The sequence below is a fragment of the Natronoarchaeum rubrum genome (assembly GCF_024494695.1).
On record NZ_JANHDP010000001.1, the window covers coordinates 583484 to 602384 of the forward strand.

An 18901-nucleotide genomic window follows, 5' to 3' on the forward strand; every position below is an offset into this window, starting at 1 on the left:
CACGCCGTGGCTCGGATATCATGGACCCGTTTTATCTTGCGCTGGCGAGAACCCGGCGTATGGAACGAAATCCGGTGGAGAACAACTTCGTCACCCGATTCTTGCTCGGTCTGGCCGTCGTCTTCGGGATGGTGCTGGGAGGCGGCGCGGTCGGCTGGTCTCTCTCGACGGCGGGCCTTCCCTTCGGAGTCTGGATCGGAACGGCGGTCGGCGCCCTCGCCGTCTTCATCGCGTTCGCGGTCTGGTACGGCCGCTACGACGCCTCGTTCTCGGCGGCCTGAGAGTCGCACCGTGCGGTTCCCGCGGGACGCGACGGCGCCGCGGCGCCCCCGTGAGGCGCGATGACGGTCGTACGCTGCGACGAACGCTCCTCACCGCACCAGCTTCAGCACCGTCAGCGTCTCGAAGGGGTACGACTCGTCGCGGAGCGCCGCGGCGCTGAAACCCGCAGTGGCGGCGCGGTCGACGACTTCGTCGACGCCCGTTAAACTGCTGACCAGCAGGAAAATCCGGCCCTCCGGCGCGAGGACGCGCCCGACGTCGTCGAGAAACGCCTCGATCACCTCGCGCCCCGTCTCGCCGCCCGACAGCGCGATCTCCATCCAGTCGTCGCGCTCGGCCAGCTCGTCGACCGGCAGGTAGGGCGGATTGAACAGGACGGCGTCGAACGCCGACTCGCGGAACGGCGTCGTCAGATCGGCGCGCACGGCGTCGAGGCCGCGCTCGCGGGCCTGCCGGCAGGCGTGAGGGTTGAGGTCCGACGCGAGGACGGTCGCGCCCGTCTCCTCGGCGACGCGCTCGGCGACGTAGCCCGATCCGGTGCCGACTTCCAGCACGCGATCGTCGGCGTCGACGCGCGATTCGGCTTCGGCGGCGAGCAGGCCCGAATCCTCGGCGGGCTGGTACACCTCGGTCTCGACGCCGCGGCGCTCGGCGAGGTCCACTTACTCGTCACCCCCGGGCGGCGACTCGGCGACCGGCGTCTCGCCGCCGACCTGCGAGTCTCGGCCGCCGTCGACGCGGCCGCCGACGGTGCGCTGCGGGAACGGGATCGTGATGCCCGCCTCGTCGAAGGCGTCCTTGACCTCGCTGATGGCCGCGGTGCGGGCGCGCCAGCGGCGCCGCGCGCTCGGGTTGTCGATCCAGAAGCGGACGCCGAGGACGACCGAGGAGTCGGCGAAGCGTTTGACCACCGTCTCCGGGCTCGGCACGTCGAGCGACTCCTCGATGTCCCCGACCGCGTCGTCCGCCAACTCGACCGCCCGATCCACGTCGGCGTCGTAGTCGACGCCCACCTCGACTTCCAGGCGCAGCCGGCCCTTGCGGGATCGGTTGGTGAGCGACTGGCTGCCGATCACGTCGTTGGGAACCATCACGTACTCGCCGTCGAACGTCTGGATCCGGGTGTTCATCATCGTGATGTCCTTGACGATCCCCTCCTGACCGTCGGGCCCGATCTCGATCCAGTCGCCGATCTCGAACGGCCGCGAGAGCATCAGGACGAAGCCGGCGAGCAGGGCACCGAGCGTCTGGCGGGCGGCCATACCGACGACGATCCCGAGGAACCCCGCACCGATCAGCAGCCCTTCGAGGTTGACCTGCCAGACGCCGAGCACGGAGATCCCCGCGAGGATCCAGACCACCAGCTGCGAGAGCCGATAGGTGACCTCGCGCTGATGGTCGGTGACGGCGTCGCTCCGACCGATCAGATCGTCGAGCAGTCGTCGGATCGCGCTGGTGACGACGTAGCCGCCGACGACGACGATGCCCGTCACCATCAACTGACCGAGTTGCGCTCCGCTCGGCTCGCCGATGGCGTCGAGGACGTCGTTACTTAGCCCCCACGCGTCGAGGATCACGGTGACGGCGGTGGCGAACACCGTGATGACTCCGAACGGGATGGCGACGTCGGCGACGGCCGGACGAAGCCGCTCGGCGAGGAGATCCCGTCCGCGGCGTGCGAGGAACGCGGTGAGGACCGCGACCGCCAGAGCGGCGACCGAGACGATCGCTCGTCCGCGATCGGTCGTGACCGTCTCGCCGACGCCGAGCAAGCCCGCGTCGAGCGCGGGCACGACCCCCCCACCGAACATCAGCCGCTCTCACCCTGCTCGAAGCCGTTATCTCTGGCGATCACCGCCAGTTCGGCGAACTCTGCGGGCGCAAGCGTTCCGGGACGCCGCCGGAGCAGGTCCTCGTCGACGGCGTCGACGACCGCGTCGGCGTCGTCCAGCCCCGAGATGTGGGCCGTGTTCCGAATCGCGTTGCGCAGCGTCTTGCGCCGCTGCGTGAAGATCGCCTTCACGAAGTCGAAAAAGAACGCTTCGTCGTCGACCTCGTAGTCGGGCGTCCGCGGCGTCGTCCGGACGACGGCGCTTTGGACCTCCGGCGGCGGCGAGAACGCCTCCTTCGGGACGGGTTCGACGACCTCAACGTCGGCGTAGTGCTGGGCGGTCACCGACAGCCGGCCGTAGTCGTCGGTGCCGGCGTCGGCGGCCATGCGCTCGGCGAACTCCTTCTGGAACATCAGGACGAGCGGCTTCCCCTCGGGGAGCAGGCGGAAGGCGATCTCGCTGGAGACGCCGTAGGGCAGGTTCGAAACCGAGGCCGAGAAGTCGGGGAGATCGACGTCCAGCGCGTCGCCCTCGATCACCGTCAGGTCGCCGGCCGCGATTTCCTCGTCGAACTCCTCGCGAAGAAAGGCGGCGAGTTCGGGGTCGCGCTCGACGACGGTCACGCGCTCGGCGATCGCGAGCAGCCGGTCGGTCAGCGCGCCCGTCCCGGCGCCGATCTCCAGCAGGTGACTGCGATCCGCGTCGTCGAGGTAGTCGGGGAGTCGGTCCAGCACCCGGTCGTCGACCAGAAAGTGCTGGTCGCGGTCCGGGTTCCCCCGCACGCCGGCCCGGCGCAACAGCCCGTCGGGATCTCTCATTTCCTGCCGGCTATGCAACGGACCGGGGTAAACGCTCCGACTCTCGAATCGCGGCAGAAGCGGGACGGCGCGGCGGCGTCGGCGTCCGGCCGTACATCACCGACCGGGAGATCAGTCGGCTCGGCGGCGGCGCGCGACCCGACGGCGGGCGCGTCACTGGTCGGCGTCGACGAACGTCCGGTACTTCAGGTCGTCCTCGCGGATCTCCTCGATGATGCGCTCGACCAGCACCTCCTCCGGATCGTGAAGTCCGGCGACGCGCTCCTCGAGTTCCTCGAAGCTCTCGAAGGGCTTGCGCTTTCGCTCGTCGAGGATCGAGTTGCGCAGCTTCTTGCCGATCCCCGGCAGGAGGTTGAGTTGGTGGAGCCGGAGCGTGATCGGCTGGGCCTCGTTGTAGAAGTCGACGAACCGCTGGGGGTTCTCGTCGACGACGTCCTCGACGACGTACTCCAGTTCGGTCTGGGCGCCGCTGGAGAGGTCGCCGTACTGGACTCGCTTGAGTTCGTCGATCGCCACGCGTTCGTCGGCCGGGGCGACGGTGACCCGATCACCGATGTTCACCTCGGAGTCTTCCTCGAAGACGAGTTCGTACAGCCGGAAATCGTCCTCGGCGACGGCGTACGCGAGCGGGGGCTTCTGGTACTGGGGCCTGTCGTCGTCCGAACGGCCGTGGGGGAGCGTGTCGAGTACGACCGCTCGACGGGGCGTCGACTCGTCGCCGGTGGCGTGGCTCATCGTACCTCTACGTTACGGCGAGCGAACACTTAAACGGTCGCCCGCTTCATAGGGATTGCTCTCGTCAAGTACCGGCGATCGCGAGTAGGGGGCCAGCAATCACCGGGAACCAGTGAGAGCAATCCCTATCAGGCGTACTGCGCGACGACGTTGAGAATCTCGTCGAGTTCGTCGCCCGACAGCGAGTACCGCTCCTGGGCGTACACGGCGCGCAACTCGTCCCGGTCCTGAGGGAGGAGGTTCGCGATCTTGTAGGCCGTCGCCTCGTCGACCTTCTCGAGTTCGAGCAGCTGGTCGACGAGCTCGTCGGCCTCCTCGGGTTCGAGCACGGCAAAGCGGTTGACGTGCTCGATCGCCCGCGCGAGCTCGTAGCGCATCTCTCGGTCCTCGTCGGCGGCCCGGTCGGCCTCGACGTCAGCGAGCAACTCCTTGGTCTCCGCGAGGGTCAGGTACTCCTCGTCGATCTTCTCTTTGAAGATCGTCATGCTACTCTTGGGCCTTCAGGTGCGCCGGGTTGACGATCAGCTTCTTGGTCTTGCCCTTGTCGCTGATCTCGACCTGGAACGCCCGGCCCTGCTTGCCGACCACGGTGCCGGTGTGGCCGTTGAAGCGCGGGTGGAACTGCCCGTCGGGGACGCTGGGGTCGATCTTGAGGTGGACCTTCGAGTCCTCCTCGAACTCCTGGATCGAGCGCTGGGGCGGGGACGCGCCGCTGTCTCGCGGGTGGTTGGCGAGTTTGTTACGAGTGCCTTGGCGGGGTCCATTAGAGTTTGGCATAGTCGTACCCCGGGTTTGACCGTTCGGCGTAATAAATGGTGCGTTCCGTCCGCGCGCGCCGCTCACGCCGACGCGCGCTCGATCGGGATGTCGAGGCGCTTCGCGATCATCTCGAAGGCGTCAGCGGCGTCGCAGTACGCCCCTTCGTCGTCGAACGCGAACGCCCGCGGAGAGTCGGGGAACAGCAGATCGACGGCGCGCTGCAGGACGCCGTTCGGCCCCACCCACTCCAGTTCGATCCGGCGCTCGGCGTCGTCCAGCCGCACGGACGTGATGCCGGAGAGACCCCTGCAACTGCGATCGGTGCAGAGCGACGGTGGATGGAGTTCGTACCGCGTGCCGTCACACGACCACTCCGCGAGCGTTCGCGCCGGCAGTATCGCGGCTTCGGCGTCCGCGAGCGTCCGCCGAAGCTCCGCGTCCAGCCCTTCGACGGCCGCGCAGTCGACGCGAAACTTCGAGTGGTCGGGCACGTACCGGGCGATCAGCCGATCGTCGACCCGGGCGTCCAGCCGTTCGAGGCCGACAAAGCGGTAGACGCCCTCGGTGGCCAGCAGCGCGTCCAGCGCCGATCGACAGTCGGAGAGCGTGGCGCGGTACCGGTCCTCGTCGACTCGGTCGAACGCCTCCCGGAGCGACGCCGCGACGCCCGGATACTCGTCGGCGACGAGTTCGGTGTCAGCCCACAGATCGACGGCGTCGGCGCGATCGAGAATCGCGGCCAGCGCGGCGTTGTGGACGTCGACCCCGGCGTCGGTGTCCACAGACCGGGCGACCACCAGCGCGTGGGAGGCGAAGGAGTCCGGAACGCGCTCGTCGTTCATGCGCGACGGTTCCGCGGCGTCCTCCAAAAATCGGTCGCTCGTCGCGACGCCGAACCGCGGCGTCGCCCCTTCACAACTCTTTTCGCCGGGTCACCGCCTATCGTAGGGCATGGACGAAGACGACGTGCTCGATCTCCTTCGGGAGGTCGAGGACCCGGATCTCGGCGACGACATCGTCTCGCTCGGGCTCGTCAACGACGTCGAGTTCGATGGCGACGAGTCGGTGCACATCTCGCTCGCGCTGGGCGCGCCGTACTCGCCGAACGAGACCGCGATCGCAAACGAGGTGCGCGCGGTGCTCGGCGACGAGGGGCTGGAGGTCTCGCTGTCGGCCCGCGTGGACGACGACATCCCGGCCGACGAGCAGGTGTTCCCGAACGTCGAGAACGTGATCGCCGTCGCGTCGGGCAAGGGCGGCGTCGGCAAGAGCACGGTCGCCGTCAACCTCGCGGCGGGGCTCTCGGAGCTTGGCGCGCGAGTCGGGCTGTTCGACGCCGACATCTACGGGCCGAACGTCCCGCGGATGGTCGACGCCGACGAGCCCCCGCAAGCCACCAAAGACGAGACGCTCGTCCCGCCCGAGCAGTACGGGATGAAGCTGATGAGCATGGCGTTCCTCGTCGGCGAGGACGACCCCGTGATCTGGCGCGGCCCGATGGTCCACAAGGTGCTCACCCAGCTCTGGGAGGACGTCGAGTGGGGCGACCTCGATTACATGGTGATCGACCTGCCGCCCGGCACCGGCGACACGCAGCTCACCCTGCTTCAAACTGTTCCGGTCACCGGCGCCGTCATCGTGACGACGCCCCAGGACGTCGCGCTCGACGACGCGCGCAAGGGCCTGGAGATGTTCGGCAAGCACGACACGCCGGTACTCGGCATCGCCGAGAACATGGCGTCGTTCCGCTGTCCGGATTGTGGCGGCCAGCACGACATCTTCGGCAGCGGCGGCGGCCAGCGCTTCGCCGAGGAACACGACATGCCGCTGGTGGGCTCGATCCCGCTCGACCCCGACGTCCGGACGGGCGGCGACGAGGGCGAGCCGATCGTGCTCGACGACGACAGCGAGACGGGCGAAGCGTTCCGCGAGATGGCCGCGAACGTCGCGAACAACGCCGGGATCGTCCGGCGTCGCAGGTAGTTCTAGAAGTCGACTGGAGTATCGTCGTCGCCCCCGCCGTCGACCGCGTCGATCGCCTCGACGAGCGACGAGAGCCGCGCCGTCTCCTCCTGACCGCCGACGTAGCGGATCCGGCCGTGCTCGTCGCGCTCGATCAGCCCGGCGGCGGCCAGCTTCGGCAGGTCGATGCAGTGCAGTCTGCGCACGATCGGCTCCCTGTCCGGACGGTCACCGGTCTTCGCCTCACGCCGCTCGACGATCAGGTCCACCAGCTGGTGGACCGTCAGCGCCCGTCCGGGCGTCGACGTGAGGTACTCGACGGCGATCCGCCGTTGCTCGCCCGCGACGACGTCCTCCAGATCGACGTCCTCGGCCGCTCGCTCGTTGACGGGCATCGATGGGAGGCCGACCCACGCGTCCGACGCCGCGTCGGCGTCACAATCCGCATCGGTGTCAGACGCGGCGGCGTCTCGCGACGCGTCGCCGTCCTCCGCCAGCGAGGCTGCCGAGTCCTCCTCGTCGGCGGACGGGGTTCGGACGCTATCGGCGGAAGTCCCGGTCGCGCTCCCGCCGATGCTCCCCGCTCTCGCGACGCCGGCGGTCAGCCCGCCGAGCGCGCCGACGGTCGCCAGCGTGACCAGCAGGTAGCCGGGGTCGGTGACGTGCGTGCCCTCGGCCGTCTGGTGGGCGAACAGCCAGCCGCCGACCGTCGTGAGCGCGACGACGCCGGCGAACGACCACGCGGTGACGCTCCAGAGCTCGTCGGCGTCGAAGTCGGTCCGGGCGAGCCAGTAGCCGGCGTACATCAGCACGGCCGGAAGCGCCGCCGCGACGCTGAACTCGAAGGACCACCACGCCAGCGGCTCGGGGTCTGACAGCACGAACTCGATGCCGACGGCGCCGAGCACCAGCCCCAGTCCGCCGATCGCGATCGCGCCGGACTTCTCGGTGACGTCCCATCCGCCGTCTGCCACTCCCGGTTCCATTTTGGATCTGTTCGAGGGACGGCTCGTGGACGTTATGACTCTTCCGCGCGCCGCGCCACCAACTGTATTGAAACGAAGACAAGGGTATCTACTGTGGGACAACGTGAACAAGATAGAAATTTAATTTCGACTATGACGTAGGTATAGGAGGACAACAGGTAATAACTCACGAGCAAGCGGGTCGGCATCTGCAGGCAGTTCACTACCGTTCGCCGGCGCGCAGCGAGGACCTTTTGTGCCGACGGCGCCAACGTCGCGTGTGGACGCGAACCAGGAGGAGCTGTCGAACCCGTTCGGGATGGACGAGGAGTGCCGGAACTGCCCCGAGCTCTGCGAGACGCGCTCGACGATCGCCCACGGCTACGGCGACGTGGGCGCGGACTTCCTGTTCGTCGGCGAGATGCCCGGCACCGGCGCCGACCGGACGGGCGTCCCCTTTACTGGCGACGAGGCGGGGCGACAGCTGCTCTCGATCCTCCGGAGACTCGGCCTCTCGGCCTCCCAGCCCGACAGCGAGGAGCCGGAGCTCTCGAACTCGTTTCTCACCTACCTGACTCGCTGTCGGGAGCCCGATCGCGCGCCGACCGACGAGGAGGTCGTCAGCTGCGAGCCGTACCTCAACGCCGAGATTCGGATGATCAACCCCGAGATCATCGTGCCGGTCGGCGAGCGCGCGCTCGAGGAGATCGGCACGGAGTACACGACGACGCCGGTCGAGGACCTCGACGTCGTCGAGAATCACGGCGAGCGGATCCGCGGGCGCGGCTTCGAACTGGTGCCGATGATCGCGCCCGACGAGCAGACCGACGAGGAAACTCAGGCGTTCGTCGAGGCGTTCGCCGAGCTGATGGCGACGGACTACCGCCAGACGAAGGGCCGGCGCGGCCGGTAGACGCCGGACGCCGACGCGCGGTCACCAGTAGGGATTCTCGATCGAGCGCCCGGAGCGGACGCCGACGACGCCGACGATCAGCAGCGCCGCCGCGACGAACGCCGCGGTAGCGGCTTCCGGCGGTCCGAACGTCGACGCCAGCGACCAGACGCCGCCGACCGCGAGCGCTCCCACCGTCAGCACCGCGAGGCCGGCGATCGGTCGTTGTCGTGTCACGCCGGGATGGTTTCCCGTGACGGGCAATAAAACGGCGGGTTGAAGGGTCCGCGTCCGGGAGTTTACGGCATGACAGTCGTCGCAGTCGTCGCGGAGCCGCCGCGCGAGGGGCTCGTACTGCCGGAAATCGCCGAGACGACGCCGCTGTCGGCCGCCGAGGCCGCCGACCTGTACGCCGCCGCGTACAAGGACGTGCTTCGCGCCGTCGACGCCAGCGGCGGCGACCTACTGGTGAACTACCGCTCGGACGTCGATCTGCCCGACGAGCACAAAGGCGAGCAGAGCGCCGAGGACGAACTGCGCGCGCTCGCTCGCGAAGCCGTCGACGATATCGACGACGTCCGCTTCGAGGTGCAGGTCGGCACCTCGCGGTCGGCCCGCGTCGGCAACACGATCACGCACCTGCTGGAGAGCGAGGAGGTCAAGTCCGCGGCCGCCGTCTTGCCGACGGTACCGCTGATGGCCCGGACGCACATCGACGGCGCGGCGATGAAGCTCCGGAACAACCCGGTCGTTCTCGGCCCCTCGCTCGGCGGCGAGGTGTACTACGCGGGCTTCACTGACACGATCGACTTTCAGGGCGCCTACGAACCGCCCGCCGTGGAGACGCTCGCGACCCGCGCGACCGACGCCGGTCACGACGTCGAGTACACCGAACTGCTGCCGACGGTCGACACGGCCGACGGGCTGACGACGCTGGTCACGATGCTGCGCTCCCGCGTCACGGCCGGCCGGATCGTCCCCGAGTTCACGACGAAGCTGATCGACGACCTCGGACTGCGCGTCGAGCACGAGGGCGGCGAGCCGACGCTCGTCCGGGACTGACCGGGCGGGCGATTTCCGTTAGTTCTTAAGGACGGACGCGCGTAGTCGTACCCGAGGTGGGGTGGCAGAGCGGCCTATTGCGCCGGTCTTGAAAACCGGTGGCGTCAGCCTCATGGGTTCAAATCCCATCCCCACCGTATTCTACCGCGAACGAACGGCGAGCACCTCGTGTGCTCGCCACTGTGAGCGGCGAAACGTAGACGTTGGGATTTGAAGCAGGGAGTGGGAGGTGAGCGAGCGCAAGCGAGCGAACGGGAACGACCGTGGTTCAAATCCCATCCCCACTGGCTTTTGCGAGGGGCTTGCGAACGGAGTGAGCGAGACGTCGTGACGAGCAAGGCGTAAACGCGGGATTTGAACGAGAGAAGTCGCAGCCCGCACAGCCGAGCGGAGCGAGGCGAGCAGGACCGTCTTCGCGTAGTTCAAATCCCATCCCCACCGTGTTCTACCGCGAACTCACGGCGAGCATCTCCTGAACAGCGAGTCGAAGGCGCGGAGATCGAACTCCGACAGCGATGCATTCGTCGGAAACTACGAAGTGCGGCCCTCCGACTGCTCCGATCGACTAGGAGAGACGAGGAGCGAGTACAGCAAGGTGCACAGCCCGGCGATCTCGCTCACGCGGATCAGGACCGGCAGGAAGAACGTGTAGACGCGAGTGGGAACCTCGACAGTCTGGCCCAGTGTGTTGACCCCGATCGAGAGGGTCATCGGGACGACGGTGAGCAGACAGAGGCCGCAGGCGAGAAACAGCATCCGAACGCTGTCGTTGCGCCGATACCCCCGGAACGCGTGAAACACGATGAACAGCGCCAGTCCGACGGCGATCAGCGAGACGGACAGCAAGAGCAGATAGTCGGACTGGGTCTGCGGGCTAACCGCCTGCATTACGGCCATCATAGTCCCTCCCACATGTCGGTAAAGCGGTCGGCGAGATCGCCGGTCGGTCGCTCGTCGATCGTCACCTCGAATCCCTCGTCAGTGAGACGAACCGTGAGCTCGTCCAGCCGCGCCTCGTACGTGCTGTGGTGGTTCCCGTCGGGCTGTGCCACGCGGCGTTCAGCGAGCAGCCCGCAGTCGACCAGCCGCTCCGTCCGCCGGTACACCGTGGCGATGGAGATGTCGCACGCGTTGCTGATCTCCTTTGCAGACAGTGCAGCGTCGCGCGTCTGTCGAAGGATCGCTTCGGCGTACTCGTCGTCGAGCAAGGCGAGTACTTCGTCCGGGTCCGGATCGTCAGTCACGTCGAACCACCTCCGCCGAGAAGTCGACGACAGTCTCTCGGGGCGGAACAGCCGCTGTGTCGTGGTGTGGTGGCGTGTCTGTTTCATTCCGGAAACTGATCATCCATCACTGCCCGTTTGCTCTCAGGCATTCTGTCGAGCACGCATAAACAGTGCGGCGACGACGTACTGGATCGTCACAGTCACGACGAACGCGATTCCCGGCGCGTACGCGCCCGCATCGAGCGAGAGCTGATAGATCCCGACGAAAAGCCCCGTCGTGACGAGTGCAGCCGAGATCGTCCAGACGGCTGCTGCGGCGCCGGCGTACTCCTCGGGCCAGAACTGTTCGTACGCATACGGAACGAACACTGCGATAGCGAGCGCGAGCAACAGTCCTCCCGTCGCCGAATCACCGATCCGGGCGAACGCGAACAGTGCGATCAGCGCGGCGAGCGTGGCGCTCGCGCTGACCGAGAAATTATCCGTCAGGTCTCGCTGGAGCCGATCCCTCAGTGGTGGGTTGTCGGACATACGAACACGTACTGGCGCTATTGATAAGGTGATTACTCGGATTTGCTGGTCCAGCAAATCCCGGGGGTACACTGCGGACAGTGCGAGCAAGCGCTCTTATTTATGTGTCTCCGATCCTAACCTGTCCCTATCACGACAGCCGATCGCGATCAGATCCGGCTGCGATAGAAACCATGCGACAGGACGACGTAGGCAATCGCAGCACGTATCGAGAGCGAGTGTACGCGACGTTCGCCGATCCGGAGCTGGAAGTCGATCAGAAACTCGAGTCGATGCTCGTTGCCGGCCGGGAATATCTCGGCGTCGGGCTCGGATTCGTGACGAGGATCGAGAACGGAGCGCAGCTCATCGAACACGTCGTCGGCGATCACGAGACGATCCGTCGCGGAGAGACGTGCCCGCTCGATCAGGCGTACTGTCGCCGGACGGTCGAACTCGACTCGCCGATGAGCGTGCAGAACGCCGAGAACTCCGAGCAGATATCGGCGGCGGCCTACGACACGTTTCGGCTGGGGTCCTACGTCGGCTGCCCGCTGATGGTCGACGGCGAGGTGTTCGGAACGGTTTGTTTCGCCGACGAAGCGACCCGCCAATCGCCGTTCTCGGAGGCGGAGCTGCTGTTCGTCGAGCTGGTGGCGCGCCTGGCCGGCCAGGCGCTCGAACGCCAGTCCTACGAGCGGCAGCTACAGCGTCGCACCGAACGCCTGCGAGCGGAGAAACGTCGCTTCGAGGGGATCGCCGAGAACAGCTTCGACGTGCTCTATCGGATCTCGCCCGACATGCGGTTCACCTACATCTCGCCCTCGGTCGAGCGCGTGCTGGGGATCGCTCCGGACGAGATCCTCGGAACGTCGTTCACGACGTACATCGACGATTCGTCCGGTGAGGACGCGTCGGACGCCTTCGAGGGATTGCTGGACGGTGACCCGGTCGAGAATCTCGAACTCGACTTTCTGGACGCCGACGGGGCGACCGTGACGCTGGAAGTCAACGCGACGATCGTCGAGACCCACGACGGAACCAGACGGATCCAGGGCGTCGCGCGGGACATCTCCACGCGCAAGCGACAGGAGGCCGAGCTTCGGGTCAAGGATCGGGCGATCGCAAACACGGACGTGGGGATCACGTTGGCGGACGCCACGGCGCCGGACAACCCGGTAGTCTACGTGAACGCAGCGTTCGAGGAACTGACGGGCTACTCGGAAGAAGAGTTCCTCGGCGAGAACTGTCGCAAGCTGCAGGGTCCGGCCACGGATTCCGACGCCGTCGATCGGCTTCGGGAAGCGATAGAAGCACGGGAGCCGGTTTCGGTAGAGATTCTCAACTACCGGGCCGACGACGTCCCGTTCTGGAACCGAGTGACCGTCAGTCCCGTCGAAGAGGACGGCGGGCGCGTCACTCACTTCGTCGGATTCCAGGAGGACGTCACCCAGCGCAAGCGGACCGACCAGCTGTTCGAACTGCTAAACCGCGTCCTGCGACACAACCTGCGCAACGAGATGAACGTGCTGCAGGGGCGCGTCGAGATGCTGGATACGGCGGCGGAGGTGGATCATGACGTCGTCGATCAGATCCGCGCCGCCTCGTCGTCGCTCGTCGAGTTGAGCGAACGAGTGCGAACCCTGGAGCAGTACGCCCGACAGCCCAGGGAGCCCGAACGAATCGATCCGACGCAGTTGCTCGCCAGAATCGCCGGCGAGCTGCGCGACGAGCATCCGGACGCCGACATCGACGTGCGGGTGGCGACCGACCGATCGATCTGCACCGGCGTCGAGATCGAGGCCGCGGTGACGGAACTGATCGCGAACGCGATCGCACACGACCCGTCGACCGGGACGCGGGTGACGGTCGCCGCCTCGGACCGGAGCGACGAGATCGAACTCACGGTCGTCGACGACGGCCCGGGGATCCCGGGCGTCGAAGCGTCAGTCGTCGAAGCGGGCCGAGAGACATCGGTCGAACACGGGGACGGCCTCGGGCTCTGGTTCGTCAACTGGATCGTGACGCGGTACGGCGGCTCGTTCCAGATCCGCCCGCGCGAGGCGGCCGACGGCGGAACGGTCGCGACGCTCCGCTTGCCGACGATCGACGACGAGACGCCGGTCGCGGAAGCGTCGCGTCGGCCGACGGTGCTGTTTCAGTAACTGTCCACTCCTCTGGCGGCGCTCGGCGCAGCGGCCAGAGCCACAGTGTCGCCGGCAATGACGCGACTGACGCGGTGCGAAACTATTTTACGGATGTCACGAAACCCCCGTGTGATGGACGATCACGTAGGTCCCGAGGCCACGATCCTCGTCGTCGACGACGAGGAGCGAGTGACGGACCTGTACGCGACCTATCTCGAAGACCTCTATTCGGTCCAACGCGCCTACGGAGGGGAGGAAGCGCTGGAGACACTGGACGACGATGTCGACGTCGTGTTGCTCGACCGCCGGATGCCCGCGCTGGCGGGCGACGAGGTGCTCAAGCGGCTCCGCGAGGAGGGGTACGACTGCCGGGTCGTGATGGTGACCGCGATCGAGCCCGACTTCGACATCGTCGACATGCAGTTCGACGAGTACCTCGTCAAGCCCGCCACCGAAGAAGACGTGAAGGACGCCGTGGAGACGCAGCTGTTGCTCGACTCCTACGACACGCGCCTCGACGAGTACTTCCGGCTCAAGGCGAAGCTCTCGACGCTCGAAGACCAGAAGCCCTACCACGAACTGGAAGCCGACGACCGGTACGAGGAGCTGACGGTGCTGGCCGAGTCGCTCCGCGAGGATCTCGAACGGATGTTGCGCGAGTACGACGAACTCGACTTTTCGGCGAGCGAGTTCGAGGACGCCTGACCGGTTGCCGGCCGGCGGCGTCGCGACGCCGTCACCACTCGGTGTCGAGTGCGAGCGCCCGCTCCAGCAGCGCGTCGTCGAAGCGTTCGTCGGTCTGGCGCGGACGCGTTTCGTGGATCCGCCGGACGGTCTCGACGGTGTTGGCGAAGTTCTTGAACGTCGCCTCGTCGATCATCTGCCCGTCGACCGAGACCGCGCCGGTGCCCTCGGACTTGGCGTCCTGAAACGCCTCGATTCGCTCGACGTCGCGGCGCAGTTCCTCGGGGCGGGGCATGTGGATGCGGTTGGCTTGCTCGGTCTGGTTGGGGTGAAGCGACCAACTTCCGTCGAGCCCGACCGCGGCTTCGCGCTCGACCTGATCGGCGTAGGCGTCGCCATTGTAAAATGTCACGCCGGCGCGCTCCTCGAACAGCTGGTCGAAGGGACCGCCGACCGCGACGAGATCGGCCGCGCTGGCCTCGTTCGAGAGTCGTTCGAGCAGCGCGGGCCAGGTCGGGCGCGAGCCGTCGAACTCCCGCCCACCCAATTCCGCGGTGTAGTCGACCGGCCCGAACACGAGCCCGGAGAGGCGGTCGTCCTCGCCGAGGCGGGCGATCTCGGGGAGATCGGAGACGGCGCGCGCCGACTCGACGATGACCGAGAGCCCGATCGATCCCTCGTCGACGCCGTAGGTTCGCTCGAACTCGTCGACGGCGTCGAGCGCACGTCGCACGTCTTCGACGCGGCCGACCTTCGGGACGACGACGCCGTCGATCTCGGCGCCGACCTCGCGGACGAGCGTCTCGATCTCCTCGCGCCCGCGGTCCCGAGCGCGCTCGCTGTCGTACCCCCACTGGACGCGCGGCCAGAGCTCGCCGGCGAAGTCGTCGGCGTACTCCGGAAGGAGGTCGACCGTGTTCTCCAGCGCGGCGTCTTTCATCTCCGGGGCCGTGCCGTCTTCGAGGTCGGGCACGAGCCAGTCGGGCAGTGCGAACCCTTCGGCAGTCAGGCCCGAGCGGAGATACTTCGCCGAGTCCTCGCGGGGGACGGCGGCCGGTGCGGTCTGGAACGTGCGGCAGAGTCGTGGCATGGTGGATGTCGTGGTGTCGGTTGTGGTCGTCGTAGCTCGGTCAGTCTCGCGTCTCGATCAGCGCGGTTCTCGTGCCCGAGTAAACGGGCTCCTCGTCCTGGTTGAACGCGACGTGCTGGAAGCGAACTTCACCGGCGGCGCCAGTCGCATCGACGCCGGACGGCAGCTCGACCGTCGGCGTCTCGCTGGCGCCCAGCACGCGCGTGAACCCGTAGATCGTGTCGCCGGCGATCACGAAGTCGTGGAAGCGCTCGTCGTCGTACCCCACCTCTCGGTACGTGCGTTCGTCCGAGCGAGCGTGACCCAACGCGATCGACCGGGTCACGTCGCCGTAGACGACCGGCTCGCCCGACGGCGAGTCGGCCATCGTCGCGGCGTCGTGGTGTTGCTTGGCGGTGTTGAGCGTCGACAGCGGGAGGCCGGCGAGCAGCGCGTCGTCGATCGTCCGCCCGCGCTCGTGGCGGTACGCCACCGCGGCGTCCCGTCCGTCGGCGTCGTCGAGCGCGGCGCGGAAATCCTCGAAATGCTGGCCGTCGGGCGTCAGAAGTGTGTCGGGGAGCCCCAGTTCGGGGTCGGCATCAGTCCGCTCTCCGGTCGTTTGCCCGCCGTCGGTTCCGGCCGTCTGCCCGCCGTCGGTTTCGAGTGGTTCGCGACGCGGGATCATGTTCGTCCGGCGGTAGGAGACGAGCGCGTCGCCCGTCTCGGCGTCCCGGCCGGTCGTCTCCCAGGTGACGATGCCGTACTCGGGCCGGGAGCCCGACGCGCGCGTCTCGATCACCGTCGAGTCGACCCGGAGTTCGGTCCCCGGATAGACTGCGTCGGCTCGGTAGCGCACGTCGGTGCGCCCGAGGAAGTAGCCGCCCTTCTCGCTGAGGTCCTCGACGCTCGGGCCCATCGTGGCCGCCAGCAGGTAGTCGGGGTGGATCGGCGGCTCGTCGTACCCCCACTCGGCGGCGGCGTCGGTCCGCCAGAACGCCGGATCGTGGTTGAGCGTCTGGCTCATCCAGCGCTCGTTGCCGGCCCGCGAGAGCCGGATGCCGGGGTCGTGCTCGATGCGGTCGCCTTCGGCGAACGCCTCGAAGTAGGTGCCCTTCTCGCGCGTCTCGGCCCGGTCGAGGGCCGCGCGGAACGTCTCGGGATCGGTCCAGTCTGTCGGATCAGTGTCGTCTGTCATCGGTGTCGAACTCTCGGTCAGTCGTCGGCCGCGGCGGTTCGCGCGCCGTCGGCGTCGCGCCGGGCCAGCGTCCGGCGCATCTCGTTTTCGACGATCATGTACCCCTCGTCGAACCCCATTCCGGGCTTGGCGAGCACCTGCGCGGCGTCGGTCGCCAGCGCGACGTGGGCGCAAGCCCGCGCGGAGACGTCCGTCTCGTTGCAGGTGCCCCCGAGATAGGCTCGGGTGTCGGTGCCCTCGCAGTACCGAACCGCCTCGGCGCTGCGCTGGATCCCGCCCAGATCCGGCGTCTTGACCTGGACGAGGTCGGCCGCGCCGGCGTCGACGAACGCCCGGACATCGTCGAAGGTGTTGCACCACTCGTCAGCGACGATGTCGACGCCGACGCCGGCGTCCGCGAGGCCGTCGCGCAGTTCGGCCATCGCGCGGATCTGTTCTCCCCTGTGGCCCTCGTCCATCGGCCCCTCGATCTGGAGGGGGTAGGGAGCGGCGGCCGCCCGCAGGGAGTCGAAGTAGTCGGCGACCTCGTCGCGGTCGTACGGCGGGCCGAACACGTCGCCGAGCACGCCGTACACGTCGACGTGGAACCGGGGCGCGTACGAGCCAGATCCGAGTTCGGCCGTCCGGTCGGCGAGCCACGCGAGGTACTCGCGCAGGCCCTCACCGTCCGCGCCGACCTTCTCGACGCTATTGAACAGGCCGTGGGGGAGCACCGGGACGCCCTTGACGAGCATCTTCTCGGCGTTCGTCCGGCGGTCGTCACCGGACTGGCCGAACACGGGGACCGGTTCGGTCGCTGGATCGGTCCCGAGCGCGTCGGCCAGCACGTCGGTTCGGGTCGTTCCGCGCGCCGACGCCGCGGCGTCGCACAGCGCCTGCGAGACGCCGTAACGCACCGCGGTGTGGAGTTTTCCACTGTCGGCGCCGGGGTCGCCGCTGCTCCCGGAGCGACCCGAGGCGGGCGATAGCGACTCGATCGTGGCGGCGTTGTCGGCGAACGCGTCGGCGTCGCGCCCGACCAGTTCGGGACCGACGACGTCCTCGACGACCGGCCGGTATTCGGCGGCGCGAAACAGCGGATCGCGGCCGCCCGCGCCCGAATACTGGACCGCGGCGCAGTCGCCGGTCGCGACGGTGCCGTCCGCGAGTTCGAGTTCGACCGTCAGCGCCTCGCCGGCCTCGCGGACGGCGTCGAAGCCGGGCGTGACGGGGTCGCCGCGGTAGTCGAAGCCGTCGCGCTCGGCGCCGGCTTTGATCGCGCGCTGGTCGTCGAAGAAAAAGCCCGAGACGGTCGGAATCGCCCGGACGGCGCGGATCTCCGCCATCTCAGTCGTCCCCCTGCGGTCGGCCGATCAGTTTGCCGTCGCTGATCGCGTCGACGTCGTCGGCGACCATTCTAAATGTCTGGTCGCGCCCCTCCGTGCTCGCCCGGGAGTCCAGCCGGTTCCCGTGGATCTCCTTGACGTCGTCGGACAGCGCGAGGTCGGCGAACTCGAAGATCCTGATGCGGCCGTCGTCGTCGCGGGCCGGCAGCACGTCGCCCTTCGCGCTGTCGCTCGGCGCGAACGGAACGTCCAGTGCGCCCGAGTCGAACGCCGCGAGGGTGCCCTGCGCGACGTCGCCGTCTCCCTGCGCGAGCACTTCTTCGATCAGTTCGCGGCTGGCCTTCTGGATCAGGTTCAGCTCGCGGTCGACGCCGACGAGTTGGACGTTCTGCTCGATCACCATGTCGACGAGCTGGCGGGTCGTCCGCAGCCCGGCCGCGTTCGCCTCCTTGGTCGGGACGCCCTGGAACTCCTGGGGCGACTTGGTGATGACCTTGTCCGGCTGGGCGACGGCGGCGGTCATTCCGCCGAGCCCGATGACGCCGTTCGCGCGGGCCTCGTCCGGGGGGAACCCGCCCATCCACTCGTGGAAGACGGTGGTGACCGCGACGTCGTCGCCCAGATACTCCTCGCCGAGCGAGCGCAGCGCGTGCAGCGCCGCGACGTCCTGAACGAGGTTGCCGACCTGCCCGTAGCCCAGCGTGATCGAGCGGACGCCCTGCGTGGCCGCGAGCATCCCCTCGATCACCATCACCGCGATGGCGATGCAGGGCGGCACCAGCGTCCCGGTCAGCGGGCCGAACGGCTCGCGATTGATCCGGACGCCGCGCTCGGTGTAGGCGCCCGCGAGGCGGTCGACGTACTGCCAGTGGCGGATCGTCGCTTCGAGGTCGTGCTCCTTGGTGTAGGGGATGTTGTAGGAGATCGGCCCGCCCTCGAAGCTCTGGAACCCGCCGGCGAACGTGATCGCCGCGAGCAGCCGGGCGTCGGGGGTCCCGTGGCGGACCTCGATCGGCGCGTCGAGCGCCTCGATCAGCTCGCGACAGCCCTCGACGCCGTGGTTGACCGCGGGGAAGCCGTTGAGCGTGTCCCCGCCGTTCTCGCGGGCGTCGTTCAGCCCTTGCTGGGCCTTCTCGTACTCGTTGTCCCGGGTGTAGGAATCGATCGTCGTGGGCAGCAGGTCGGCCTGCCCCGCGTTCTGGAGGTGTTCGAGCAACTCGATCTGCTCGTCGAGCCGCGGGACGCCGGCCCGGGGCTGCAACAGCGGCTTGTCGGCCGATTCGAGCACGTCCGCGAAGCGCTTCGAGGCCGGGAGCGACTCGTGGAACGCGATCGCTTCCTCGAAGTCGACGGCCTCGCCGGTCGGCCAGTTCCCGCGGACGTTCTCGTCGATGCGTCGCAACTGCTCGTCGGGGATGGGCTCGTCTCGCAGCATCGA

The 18901-nt window shown here is 67.9% G+C and carries 22 protein-coding genes and 1 tRNA gene; 7 read left to right on the plus strand and 16 right to left on the minus strand.

All coding sequences use genetic code 11. The annotated features are described in order from the left end of the window. Positions 1-59: 59 nt before the first annotated feature. Positions 60-281: a DUF8144 family membrane protein gene (locus NO931_RS03045; RefSeq protein WP_256391149.1), complete on the plus strand. Its 222-nt coding sequence runs from the start codon at positions 60-62 to the stop codon at positions 279-281. Between the two features lie 90 nt (positions 282-371). On the opposite strand, the gene NO931_RS03050 is transcribed toward NO931_RS03045, so the two are convergent. The 7 genes from NO931_RS03050 to NO931_RS03080 all read right to left on the minus strand — a co-directional run bounded on the left by NO931_RS03050 (position 372) and on the right by NO931_RS03080 (position 5268). After that, positions 372-944, minus strand: a complete 573-nt coding sequence (locus tag NO931_RS03050) for a HemK2/MTQ2 family protein methyltransferase (protein ID WP_256391150.1) — start codon at positions 942-944, stop codon at positions 372-374. Next, the gene (locus tag NO931_RS03055) at positions 945-2093 is read right to left on the minus strand and encodes a mechanosensitive ion channel family protein (protein ID WP_256391151.1); all 1149 of its coding nucleotides are present in this window, start codon (positions 2091-2093) and stop codon (positions 945-947) included. It abuts the gene before it with no gap. Further along, positions 2093-2932, minus strand: coding sequence for a 16S ribosomal RNA methyltransferase A (locus tag NO931_RS03060; protein ID WP_256391152.1), 840 nt, complete (start codon positions 2930-2932; stop codon positions 2093-2095). The genes NO931_RS03055 and NO931_RS03060 overlap by 1 nt, the downstream gene beginning before the upstream one ends. Before the next feature lie 153 nt (positions 2933-3085). After that, positions 3086-3667 (minus strand): DUF655 domain-containing protein, encoded by a 582-nt coding sequence (locus tag NO931_RS03065; protein WP_256391153.1) that lies wholly within the window; start codon positions 3665-3667, stop codon positions 3086-3088. 128 nt (positions 3668-3795) lie between these two features. After that, the gene (locus NO931_RS03070; RefSeq protein ID WP_256391154.1) at positions 3796-4152 is read right to left on the minus strand and encodes an RNA polymerase Rpb4 family protein; all 357 of its coding nucleotides are present in this window, start codon (positions 4150-4152) and stop codon (positions 3796-3798) included. A gap of 1 nt (position 4153) precedes the next feature. After that, on the minus strand, positions 4154-4444 hold the full coding sequence (locus NO931_RS03075) for a 50S ribosomal protein L21e (protein ID WP_256391155.1): 291 nt from the start codon (positions 4442-4444) through the stop codon (positions 4154-4156). 62 nt (positions 4445-4506) lie between these two features. Next, complete coding sequence (locus tag NO931_RS03080) at positions 4507-5268, minus strand: hypothetical protein (protein WP_256391156.1); 762 nt, start codon at positions 5266-5268, stop codon at positions 4507-4509. Positions 5269-5377: 109 nt separating this feature from the next. Between NO931_RS03080 and NO931_RS03085 the strand changes: the two genes are divergently transcribed. After that, positions 5378-6409, plus strand: a complete 1032-nt coding sequence (locus tag NO931_RS03085; RefSeq protein ID WP_256391157.1) for an Mrp/NBP35 family ATP-binding protein — start codon at positions 5378-5380, stop codon at positions 6407-6409. Between the two features lie 2 nt (positions 6410-6411). Here the strand turns inward: NO931_RS03085 and NO931_RS03090 are convergent, their stop codons facing one another. Next, on the minus strand, positions 6412-7374 hold the full coding sequence (locus NO931_RS03090; RefSeq protein ID WP_256391158.1) for a DUF7344 domain-containing protein: 963 nt from the start codon (positions 7372-7374) through the stop codon (positions 6412-6414). A gap of 259 nt (positions 7375-7633) precedes the next feature. Here NO931_RS03090 and NO931_RS03095 point away from each other — a divergent pair, with 259 nt between their 5' ends. Then, a complete protein-coding gene (locus NO931_RS03095) occupies positions 7634-8266 on the plus strand; it encodes a uracil-DNA glycosylase (protein ID WP_256391159.1) in 633 nt (210 codons plus the stop codon). Between the two features lie 21 nt (positions 8267-8287). On the opposite strand, the gene NO931_RS03100 is transcribed toward NO931_RS03095, so the two are convergent. After that, entirely contained in the window at positions 8288-8482 is a 195-nt protein-coding gene (locus NO931_RS03100; RefSeq protein ID WP_256391160.1) for a hypothetical protein, read from the minus strand. 69 nt (positions 8483-8551) lie between these two features. Here NO931_RS03100 and NO931_RS03105 point away from each other — a divergent pair, with 69 nt between their 5' ends. Further along, a complete protein-coding gene (locus NO931_RS03105; RefSeq protein ID WP_256391161.1) occupies positions 8552-9307 on the plus strand; it encodes a hypothetical protein in 756 nt (251 codons plus the stop codon). Positions 9308-9362: 55 nt separating this feature from the next. Further along, positions 9363-9444, plus strand: a tRNA-Ser gene (locus tag NO931_RS03110). 394 nt (positions 9445-9838) lie between these two features. On the opposite strand, the gene NO931_RS03115 is transcribed toward NO931_RS03110, so the two are convergent. The 3 genes from NO931_RS03115 to NO931_RS03125 all read right to left on the minus strand — a co-directional run bounded on the left by NO931_RS03115 (position 9839) and on the right by NO931_RS03125 (position 11064). Further along, positions 9839-10195, minus strand: a complete 357-nt coding sequence (locus NO931_RS03115) for a hypothetical protein (RefSeq protein ID WP_256391162.1) — start codon at positions 10193-10195, stop codon at positions 9839-9841. 8 nt (positions 10196-10203) lie between these two features. Continuing rightward, positions 10204-10551 (minus strand): winged helix-turn-helix domain-containing protein, encoded by a 348-nt coding sequence (locus NO931_RS03120; RefSeq protein WP_256391163.1) that lies wholly within the window; start codon positions 10549-10551, stop codon positions 10204-10206. A 123-nt stretch (positions 10552-10674) separates the two neighbouring features. Continuing rightward, a complete protein-coding gene (locus NO931_RS03125; RefSeq protein WP_256391164.1) occupies positions 10675-11064 on the minus strand; it encodes a hypothetical protein in 390 nt (129 codons plus the stop codon). A gap of 173 nt (positions 11065-11237) precedes the next feature. Here NO931_RS03125 and NO931_RS03130 point away from each other — a divergent pair, with 173 nt between their 5' ends. Then, the gene (locus NO931_RS03130; RefSeq protein ID WP_256391165.1) at positions 11238-13208 is read left to right on the plus strand and encodes a PAS domain-containing protein; all 1971 of its coding nucleotides are present in this window, start codon (positions 11238-11240) and stop codon (positions 13206-13208) included. A gap of 114 nt (positions 13209-13322) precedes the next feature. Then, complete coding sequence (locus NO931_RS03135) at positions 13323-13895, plus strand: response regulator (protein ID WP_256391166.1); 573 nt, start codon at positions 13323-13325, stop codon at positions 13893-13895. Between the two features lie 31 nt (positions 13896-13926). Here NO931_RS03135 and citE read toward each other — a convergent pair whose 3' ends face one another. The 4 genes from citE to NO931_RS03155 are packed head-to-tail and all read right to left on the minus strand — an operon-like array spanning position 13927 to position 18898. Then, positions 13927-14964 (minus strand): L-malyl-CoA/beta-methylmalyl-CoA lyase, encoded by a 1038-nt coding sequence (gene citE / locus NO931_RS03140; RefSeq protein ID WP_256391167.1) that lies wholly within the window; start codon positions 14962-14964, stop codon positions 13927-13929. Positions 14965-15004: 40 nt separating this feature from the next. Continuing rightward, entirely contained in the window at positions 15005-16138 is a 1134-nt protein-coding gene (gene mch / locus NO931_RS03145; RefSeq protein WP_256391168.1) for a 2-methylfumaryl-CoA hydratase, read from the minus strand. Positions 16139-16155: 17 nt separating this feature from the next. Beyond that, entirely contained in the window at positions 16156-17463 is a 1308-nt protein-coding gene (locus tag NO931_RS03150; RefSeq protein ID WP_256391169.1) for a methylaspartate ammonia-lyase, read from the minus strand. Between the two features lies 1 nt (position 17464). Next, entirely contained in the window at positions 17465-18898 is a 1434-nt protein-coding gene (locus NO931_RS03155; protein ID WP_256391170.1) for a methylaspartate mutase subunit E, read from the minus strand. Positions 18899-18901: the final 3 nt, after the last annotated feature.

What these genes read in the sequence shown, in the direction of transcription:
- NO931_RS03045 (WP_256391149.1), top strand. Translation starts at nt 60, where the DNA reads ATGGAACGAAATCCGGTGGAGAACAACTTCGTCACCCGATTCTTGCTC.
- NO931_RS03055 (WP_256391151.1), bottom strand. Translation starts at nt 2,093, where the DNA reads ATGTTCGGTGGGGGGGTCGTGCCCGCGCTCGACGCGGGCTTGCTCGGC.
- NO931_RS03060 (WP_256391152.1), bottom strand. Translation starts at nt 2,932, where the DNA reads ATGAGAGATCCCGACGGGCTGTTGCGCCGGGCCGGCGTGCGGGGGAAC.
- NO931_RS03065 (WP_256391153.1), bottom strand. Translation starts at nt 3,667, where the DNA reads ATGAGCCACGCCACCGGCGACGAGTCGACGCCCCGTCGAGCGGTCGTA.
- NO931_RS03070 (WP_256391154.1), bottom strand. Translation starts at nt 4,152, where the DNA reads ATGACGATCTTCAAAGAGAAGATCGACGAGGAGTACCTGACCCTCGCG.
- NO931_RS03075 (WP_256391155.1), bottom strand. Translation starts at nt 4,444, where the DNA reads ATGCCAAACTCTAATGGACCCCGCCAAGGCACTCGTAACAAACTCGCC.
- NO931_RS03080 (WP_256391156.1), bottom strand. Translation starts at nt 5,268, where the DNA reads ATGAACGACGAGCGCGTTCCGGACTCCTTCGCCTCCCACGCGCTGGTG.
- NO931_RS03085 (WP_256391157.1), top strand. Translation starts at nt 5,378, where the DNA reads ATGGACGAAGACGACGTGCTCGATCTCCTTCGGGAGGTCGAGGACCCG.
- NO931_RS03090 (WP_256391158.1), bottom strand. Translation starts at nt 7,374, where the DNA reads ATGGAACCGGGAGTGGCAGACGGCGGATGGGACGTCACCGAGAAGTCC.
- NO931_RS03105 (WP_256391161.1), top strand. Translation starts at nt 8,552, where the DNA reads ATGACAGTCGTCGCAGTCGTCGCGGAGCCGCCGCGCGAGGGGCTCGTA.
- NO931_RS03115 (WP_256391162.1), bottom strand. Translation starts at nt 10,195, where the DNA reads ATGCAGGCGGTTAGCCCGCAGACCCAGTCCGACTATCTGCTCTTGCTG.
- NO931_RS03125 (WP_256391164.1), bottom strand. Translation starts at nt 11,064, where the DNA reads ATGTCCGACAACCCACCACTGAGGGATCGGCTCCAGCGAGACCTGACG.
- NO931_RS03130 (WP_256391165.1), top strand. Translation starts at nt 11,238, where the DNA reads ATGCGACAGGACGACGTAGGCAATCGCAGCACGTATCGAGAGCGAGTG.
- NO931_RS03135 (WP_256391166.1), top strand. Translation starts at nt 13,323, where the DNA reads ATGGACGATCACGTAGGTCCCGAGGCCACGATCCTCGTCGTCGACGAC.
- citE (WP_256391167.1), bottom strand. Translation starts at nt 14,964, where the DNA reads ATGCCACGACTCTGCCGCACGTTCCAGACCGCACCGGCCGCCGTCCCC.
- mch (WP_256391168.1), bottom strand. Translation starts at nt 16,138, where the DNA reads ATGACAGACGACACTGATCCGACAGACTGGACCGATCCCGAGACGTTC.
- NO931_RS03150 (WP_256391169.1), bottom strand. Translation starts at nt 17,463, where the DNA reads ATGGCGGAGATCCGCGCCGTCCGGGCGATTCCGACCGTCTCGGGCTTT.
- NO931_RS03155 (WP_256391170.1), bottom strand. Translation starts at nt 18,898, where the DNA reads ATGCTGCGAGACGAGCCCATCCCCGACGAGCAGTTGCGACGCATCGAC.